The sequence below is a fragment of the Desulfuromonadales bacterium genome, assembly GCA_035620395.1.
In the GTDB taxonomy this organism is placed as follows: Bacteria; Desulfobacterota; Desulfuromonadia; order Desulfuromonadales; family DASPGW01; genus DASPGW01.
This window is the reverse complement of record DASPGW010000103.1, coordinates 1-6,873: the sequence shown is the minus strand read 5'-3', so window position 1 is coordinate 6,873 and position 6,873 is coordinate 1. Positions and strand designations below refer to the sequence as shown.

At 61.3% G+C, this 6,873-nt stretch carries 5 protein-coding genes; 2 read left to right on the top strand and 3 right to left on the bottom strand.

Annotated elements, in window-relative coordinates; all coding sequences use genetic code 11:
* Positions 1-1,219 precede the first annotated feature (1,219 nt).
* Positions 1,220-2,212 carry a c-type cytochrome gene (locus tag VD811_05910; GenBank protein ID HXV20505.1) on the top strand — a complete coding sequence of 331 codons (993 nt, stop codon included), beginning with the start codon at positions 1,220-1,222 and terminating at the stop codon, positions 2,210-2,212.
* A gap of 220 nt (positions 2,213-2,432) precedes the next feature.
* A complete protein-coding gene (locus tag VD811_05905; GenBank protein HXV20504.1) occupies positions 2,433-4,667 on the top strand; it encodes a TolC family protein in 2,235 nt (744 codons plus the stop codon).
* Between the two features lie 371 nt (positions 4,668-5,038).
* Here VD811_05905 and VD811_05900 read toward each other — a convergent pair whose 3' ends face one another.
* From VD811_05900 to VD811_05890, 3 genes are all read right to left on the bottom strand, one after another.
* Positions 5,039-5,470 carry a cytochrome C gene (locus VD811_05900; GenBank protein ID HXV20503.1) on the bottom strand — a complete coding sequence of 144 codons (432 nt, stop codon included), beginning with the start codon at positions 5,468-5,470 and terminating at the stop codon, positions 5,039-5,041.
* A 114-nt stretch (positions 5,471-5,584) separates the two neighbouring features.
* Complete coding sequence (locus VD811_05895; GenBank protein ID HXV20502.1) at positions 5,585-6,190, bottom strand: DUF1318 domain-containing protein; 606 nt, start codon at positions 6,188-6,190, stop codon at positions 5,585-5,587.
* Positions 6,191-6,254: 64 nt separating this feature from the next.
* Positions 6,255-6,873, bottom strand: a 619-nt coding sequence (locus VD811_05890) for a hypothetical protein (protein HXV20501.1), incomplete at its 5' end; no start/stop codon positions are given.

Sequence of the window (6,873 nt, the reverse complement as noted above, 5' to 3'; positions counted from 1 at the left end):
TGCAGGCAGGCCGGGAGTACGTCGAGGCCTATGTGACCTACGTCCATTATGTTGAAGGGATTGCGCAGGCCGTCCATGGCTCGGCCCATCATGCCGAGGCGGCGACGCCAGCGGCACACCAGCACTGACAGCAATTGAGCGGGCACCTCTGGCCGGGTCAGAAGCCATCCAATTGACGACGCTCTACCATGTGTTTTTTAAGCGACAACTGCCCGGCGGTTGCTCGGCCGGGCATTTGCCGCTGGTGGAGGAGCGATTGACAGGAAAGTTTTTCCCGGACAGCCGGCGGCCGGCTGCCTGCCGGCTGCTCCCGGCCGTCGGGCACTGCCGGGAATTGATTCGGCCCAGGGCTTGAAAACATCTGTCGGGCGCCGGCGGATATCACCTCAAGAAGCAGGAAGCGGGTAGCCACTATCCGGTGCGCCCCGACCCCAAATTACAGGAGCCGATCCGGCGAATCCTCGGCGTGCCCGACCGCAGCGCTTCCTGCTGGGCGTCCCCCCGTCCTCTCCCCGACCTGTGCATTTGCACACTCCGCTATCGTCCTTCGCACCCCGAAATTCTGCGGCAATCGCCCTTCTTGGCAACTGCCACATCGGCTATAACTACGCCTAACACAGCATAGTAGCGTCACTTTCTAACATGAGGTCGATGGATTAATTTTTCGACCGACCCCTTGACTTTTATTTCGGAACTCGTTTATTGTCACAAACACGAACTGTCTGTGTCTTTTTTGGCACACCCCGTTTCAGCCACGTCACAAGCCTGCCATGCCCGCCCTGCGGGCTCTGCTACATCCCTTCAGGAGGGCTGGAAAAAGCGCCGCAGCGCCTTTTCTGCCCGCAACACACACTGCCACTTCCCTTTGCAGCAACTTGAGCAACTATCGTCGCCCTGACTCCGCCGATGTGGATCAAAGTCCACCGAAGTTTAACTCAACAGCCGCGATAGCAGAGAACGATTCGGCTCTCGGGTCTCTTCAAAACCAAAGGAAAGGAGCTGGCCATTGAAAAACGGCACGCCTCTCCCTGATTAGGAACGCTCTTCAACCGGTACGGGCGGCGGAACCTATCGGATTCCAGGCGATTTATCCCCTGGCTGAAGATTGCGCCCCCATCAGGGAGAACAACAGCAATTGCATCGAAAGCAGTAAAGCAAGCAACTCTAAATGGTGTAAAAAACAAAAAAGGAGTTTCAACACATGGGGAAAATGATGAAAATGCTGGTCTTGTTACTGGCACTAGCTATTGCTCAAGGGACGGTAATCCCGGCCAGCCACGCCGACGACGACAGGGATGGCTACAGGTCGCGCTGGCAATATCAGAACGACTACCAGCGCAGGACCTACGATCGGGATGGCTACCGGGACGGGAGCTATGATCGGGATGATGACGACGATGACGACGATGACGATCGGAGCGGGTCCGTCACTCCGCTACCGGTCCCCGCTCCTGCGCCCGTCCCTGTCTCTGGCAAAACCGTATTCGACAGCAACTGCGGTAGCTGCCACACCCTGAGCGGCACCACGAAGATGAACCTGGCCGGTGACGGCTCCAAGGTTTCCAGCGCCCATCGGACCGGCTCGCTGAGCTCGGCTGATAAAACCGCTCTGGCCGCCTATCTGAACGGCCAGTCCGCCCCTGCTCCTGCCCCGGCTCCGGCACCTGCTCCGGCACCTGCTCCGGCACCTGCTCCGGCCCCGGCCCCGGCTCCGGCTCCTGCTCCGGCTCCGGCTCCGGCTCCTGCTCCGGCCCCTGCTCCGGTTCCGGTTTCCGGGAAAACCGTATTCGACAGCAACTGCGCCGGCTGCCACACCCTCTCCGGCACCTCGACCATGAACCTGGCCGGCGACGGCTCCAAGATTCCCAGCGCCCATCGGACCACCGCTCTGAGCGCTGATGAAAAAACCGCCCTGGCCACCTACCTGAATTCGGTGGCTGCTCCGGCCCCTGCTCCGGCTCCGGCCCCTGCTCCGGCCCCTGCTCCGGCTCCGGCTCCGGCTCCGGCTCCGGCTCCTGCTCCGGCCCCTGCTCCGGCTCCGGCCCTTGACGGCGCCGCCCTGTACAGCCAATACTGTGCCGGTTGCCACGGCCAGGGAATGCGCGGCGAACCGGTCTCAGCTACCCAGAGCGCCATCAACAACAACGTCGGCGGCATGGGCTTCCTCAGAACCCTGACCCCTGCCCAACTCGACGCCATCTCCAGGTACTGATTCCATTGAGCCCTCCCCTCGGGGAGGGCCCTTTTCCCAGGCAATCTGGACGCTCGACCGAAGAGCCCTCCCCATGGAGGGCTCTTTTCTATTGCCTTTTGCCCCCGCAGTCGCCCCCACAGCCTTGAAATAAACGGCAAACGTGATAAAAAAAACCTGTCTACCCTTGAACTTTCCCTCATTCACTTGGTTGACCTCCTTCAACTCTCAGGACTTTTCTATGGGAAAAAAGGTTTTTGCGGCAGCAATTCTCGTCCTGGCCGTGCTCGGCGCGGTCAAAGGCCACGGCAACAGCCTGCCTGAAAGCGTAGACCTTTCGCGGGGCGCGGCTGTGGCGATGGCGATCCAAAAAAACCTCGATTTGCGGGTCACGGCCCTCAATTCAGCCATGTCCCGAACAGACGTTGCGAGGAGCCGGGGAATCTATGACCCCTTCTTCAGCGCCTCGGCCAACGGGGGCGTGTCGGCCGCCCCGGGAGATCCTTTCTTCAGGACCAAGAACGCGAACGCGTCCATCGGCCTGACGCAGTTTCTGCCGACCGGAGGAAACGTCACCTTTTCGCCCCAGACCGGCTTCACGACCGCCGATTTTGGTGGCGATGCGGATACCACGACAGACTGGCAGTCATCGGTGGGAATCAACGTTTCTCAGCCCCTCCTGCGCAACGCAGGCAAGGAGACGACGGAAGTGTCCATCACGCTGGCCGCCAGCGCCCTTGAGGATTCCCTCGAACAATTTCGTTTCGCCACCATCGACACCGTTTTCGCAGTAATCACCTCATATAATCGACTGTTTACCTTGCGGGAGACCCTGGATTCGAGGAAGGCGGCCCTGATCTCGGCACAGAATTTTCTGAGTGAGATAAGGCAGCGAGAGCAGCAGGGTCCACTCCAGGCCGTGGAGATCGCCAATACGGAATATGCCATCGCCCAGCGGCGGAGGGACCTCGTCGAAGCCGAGCGAAACGTCAGGGACCAGGAAGCCAGCCTTCGCTATCTGCTCGGGATGCAATCACAGACTCGCATTATTCCCATCGATCCACCTTCCCGAGAGGAGCCGCTGGAGACGTCGGAACAGGCGGTGCAGGCGGCGTTGGCGTATCGTCCCGACCTGAAGCAGTTTCGCTCGACCTTGGAGACCAGCCAACTGCTGGAGCGCGTCGCCAGGCGCCAGAAGCTTCCCGACCTCTCCATCACCGCCGGCGGCGGCCTGACTGGCACGGGGGGAAGTTTCAGCGACAGCTCCAAGCAGATCGAGGAGGACCCGGGGACTTTCTGGTCGGCCGGTCTGTTTTTCAGCGTTCCGCTAGGCAATACCGCCGCCAGGAACGATTATCGCAGGAGCAGGATCAGGACGGAGCAGGTGCAGAACCAGATTGAAGCGCTGGAGTGGAGGATTCGGGACGAAATCGAGTCGGATATGCGGGCGCTCATCTCGGCACGCCTGCAGATGCAGACGGCCGACCAGTCGCTGCAATACGCCGTGCAGCGTCTCGATGGCTATCGGGAGAATGCCCGGCTCGGAACGGCCACCGTGCAGGATGTCATCAACGCTGAAAACGACCTTATTTCTGCTCGCATTTCTCAGAGGCAGGCGTTAGAAACCTTTGCCTTTTCGGTGGCGAAGCTCTGGCGGGACACGGGAGTGCTCCTCGATCGCCAGAACATTCATATCGACATTTCCCGACCGGAAAAACTCTCCGAGGGGACGCTGCCGGCTCCTGCTCCCGCCCCGGTCCCAACCCCGCCGCTTCCCGTCCCTGCTGGCGTCGGGACGGAAGAAGGCGAACCGCCCCCGGGGCCGGAAACCATGGAACGACAGATCTCGCCGGCCGGCGGCGAGCAGGGCGCTCTGCCCGGGGCGGACAAGGGTCAGACCGCAGAAGGTGAAGCGAAGGCAGCCGGAATGACCGTGGCGGCGGAGCCATTGGTTCCGCAGGTGACGACCCCCGCCGGAACCGACAGCTACACCCTCATGGTCGGCGAGTTCGTGGCAGCCTCGGCGCTGGAAAATGCAAAGGAGAAGGTCATAAGCGCTGGTCTCGCGCCGCGGGTAACAACGGGGCCGAAGCGGGAGGTGCCGATGATGCGCCTGCATGTCGGTGAATTCCCGAATCAGGAGTCTGCCCGTATGGAGCTCGACAAGCTTCGCCGCGCCGGCGCCGACGGGTTTATCCTCAGGAATAAAGAAGGCAGATACGATGTCTATGACGGATCGTACTACAATCAGGAGGGCGCCGTGAAAGAGCAGAAGCGTCTGGCCGGCCGAGGCATCAAGGTGGACCTGAAGAACGTTTCCGCCCCGGTGCCGACGCTGGTACTGACCGCCGGTAGCTTCCCGACGCGGGAGGCCGCCCTGCAAGAGCTGGAAAAACTGGAACAAAAGGGGTTGAAAGCCGTCGTCATGGAGAATGATACCGCCGGGTCGGTGGACACAAATGGGGGAGGCTTTTGACTGCAGATGGAAAAGTCGCGTGACAACAACCTTGACCGCCGCAGCGCAATTCGGGCTGCGGCGGCCAAGAGTCAGAAGTTCCCTGGATCGTTTTTCCTTTAGGAAGTGAAACAGCCAACTTCATAAAGTGCTCACAAAACCGTCTTTGTAGCTGCCTGGCATTCCCTCGGGGGGTTGGCAGGCCAGGTTTTCAACCGATTCCGATAAATCCTGCAATGTAAGATTGATCATGAGCCCCACCCGGAATCCGGGCAGGCCACTCTTGGTAATCCCAGAAGACTTGAAAACAGTCTTCGACGCCTGAAAACAGAGAGGGGGCGAACCAGCGGTCCGCCCCCTCTTCCTATTTGTCTGATGCCGCCAGCCGGCGATCAGTACGGCACTTTGATGCCGTCCATCTCTTCCTTGCTGATCTCGTTCCAGCGCTTGAAGGTCCAGTTGCCGACCCAGGCCTTGAACAGGGCGAGATTCTTCTTGCGCTCCTCGGCGTCGGCACCGAGATGTTCGTACATATTCCCCGGCTTGGCGTCGTCCAGGCGGCGCATCAGCGCACCGGTATCGGGCCAGGCGGTGAAGTAGACGAGGTGGCTGTAGGTGTCCATCCGGGGGCCGATTCCCTTGGCCGTCCAGGCATCCTTCTCCTTCTTGAACGCCGGGTACTCGGGAGCGTCGCTGCCGTGGCAGCCGGCGCAGCGAGCGTCGACGATCGGCTTGATGTCCTTGAGCCAGGTGACGTCCCCGGCCTGGGCAGCGAAGGGGAGAGCGAGCAGCAGGGCGGCAGCAACGGCAAACTTTCTGGGCATGGCAAAGACTCCTTTTGGGGTTGTTTTGATATTGAATGTCGTTTTTACTCTAATGAGAGGCCGCCTGTCAACGAAAAAACACCAACAGACCCCTTCGCCCGCCCGAATTTCCGTCTACCTCTGCTTCCACCCTCCCCCTTCCTGCTCCAGGTACCACCCCTTGGCCGCCTTGTTGCGCCAGGAGTCGGCAAAGATTTCATGGACGTCGTCCACCTTGTCAGGGAAGCCGTTGGCCCGGGCGATCTCCAGATAGAGCCGCCGGCGGTCCTGGTTCTCCGCTTCCACCAGGCGCTGAACTTCGGCCCGCGGTTTGAGCCCCAGCCCCTCGGTCGTGCGGATTTTGAGCAGACCATCGAGACCGATGCCGACGTGTCCCGTGTCGAGGAAGGGGAAGAGCTGGCCGGAGCGCTCCTTCATCGTCTCGCGAATCGCCCGGATCTCGGGCGTCGAGACGTTGATATCCTGGTCGGCAGAGGCCGTGCGCGGGCCCAGGATCTGGAGAAAACTGCCGGGCTGGGCCGGCGGCCTGGCAGGCGGTTCGGCAGGCGCCGGAGCGGGTTGCGCCGGCTCGGAGCCGGCCGCGCGTTCGCCCCAGACCTCGTCGACAATCCGGTCGGCGGCACCGCGGACCTGCTCGGCGGGGAAATAGATGTTGATCGTCACGCAGGAGACCGCCGTCACGACGGTCAACAGCAACAGGCTTCGCCAGAATTCCTTCATCTTCTCCTCCGGTGGTTGAAAGAGGTGGGTTGTCATCACGACTATACCCGCCTGCAAGCCAAATTCAACGCCCCGCCCGCTCGACACGCTTGAGCCTTTTGACCATCTCCTGAAAGGAAACGGTCGGCGTCGAGACGATGACGTCGATGCGCGGCGGTAGCCAGCCGCCGTAGATGAGATAAGTGTCCGTGCCGGGTCTCGCAGTACCCTCCAGGTGAAAGACATCGTTGCGCAACCAGCAGCGGATACCGATCTTGCGGTAGCGGTAGAAATCGATGAAACGGTAGATCCCCTGGGAAAGGGCGGCGGAGAGCCCTCCCTGGCTGAGGGTGTTGAGGTTGCGCAGGGCCTTGACGCTGATATTGCGGGTCCCCCTCTCCCGCGTCTCGAAGGCGGCGTCGAAGGCCGAGGGAACCGGACCGAAGAGACGCAGTTCGTGGATGAAGCCGTCGGCGACGCCGTTCATCTCGCCGAAGGCGAAGGCCTGGGTCAGCAGCTGCAGGTCGATGCCGGAGAAATCGACGTCTGCGTGATAGGTTGGATAACGGGAAAAAGGTTTGCTCATCCGCATGTTGCGCACCCGCACCGCCCCGTCGAAAACCTGCAGGAGCGCCTCGCCGCCGGTGCTGATTGCCTCGTCGGCGTAGCGGACGTCGGGCAGTTCGGCCCCCAGTCGCCCCCCC

Bases quoted from the DNA above. Each gene is read 5' to 3' on its own strand.
- VD811_05895 (HXV20502.1), bottom strand. From the start codon at position 6,190: ATGAAGGAATTCTGGCGAAGCCTGTTGCTGTTGACCGTCGTGACGGCG.
- VD811_05900 (HXV20503.1), bottom strand. From the start codon at position 5,470: ATGCCCAGAAAGTTTGCCGTTGCTGCCGCCCTGCTGCTCGCTCTCCCC.
- VD811_05910 (HXV20505.1), top strand. From the start codon at position 1,220: ATGCTGGTCTTGTTACTGGCACTAGCTATTGCTCAAGGGACGGTAATC.
- VD811_05905 (HXV20504.1), top strand. From the start codon at position 2,433: ATGGGAAAAAAGGTTTTTGCGGCAGCAATTCTCGTCCTGGCCGTGCTC.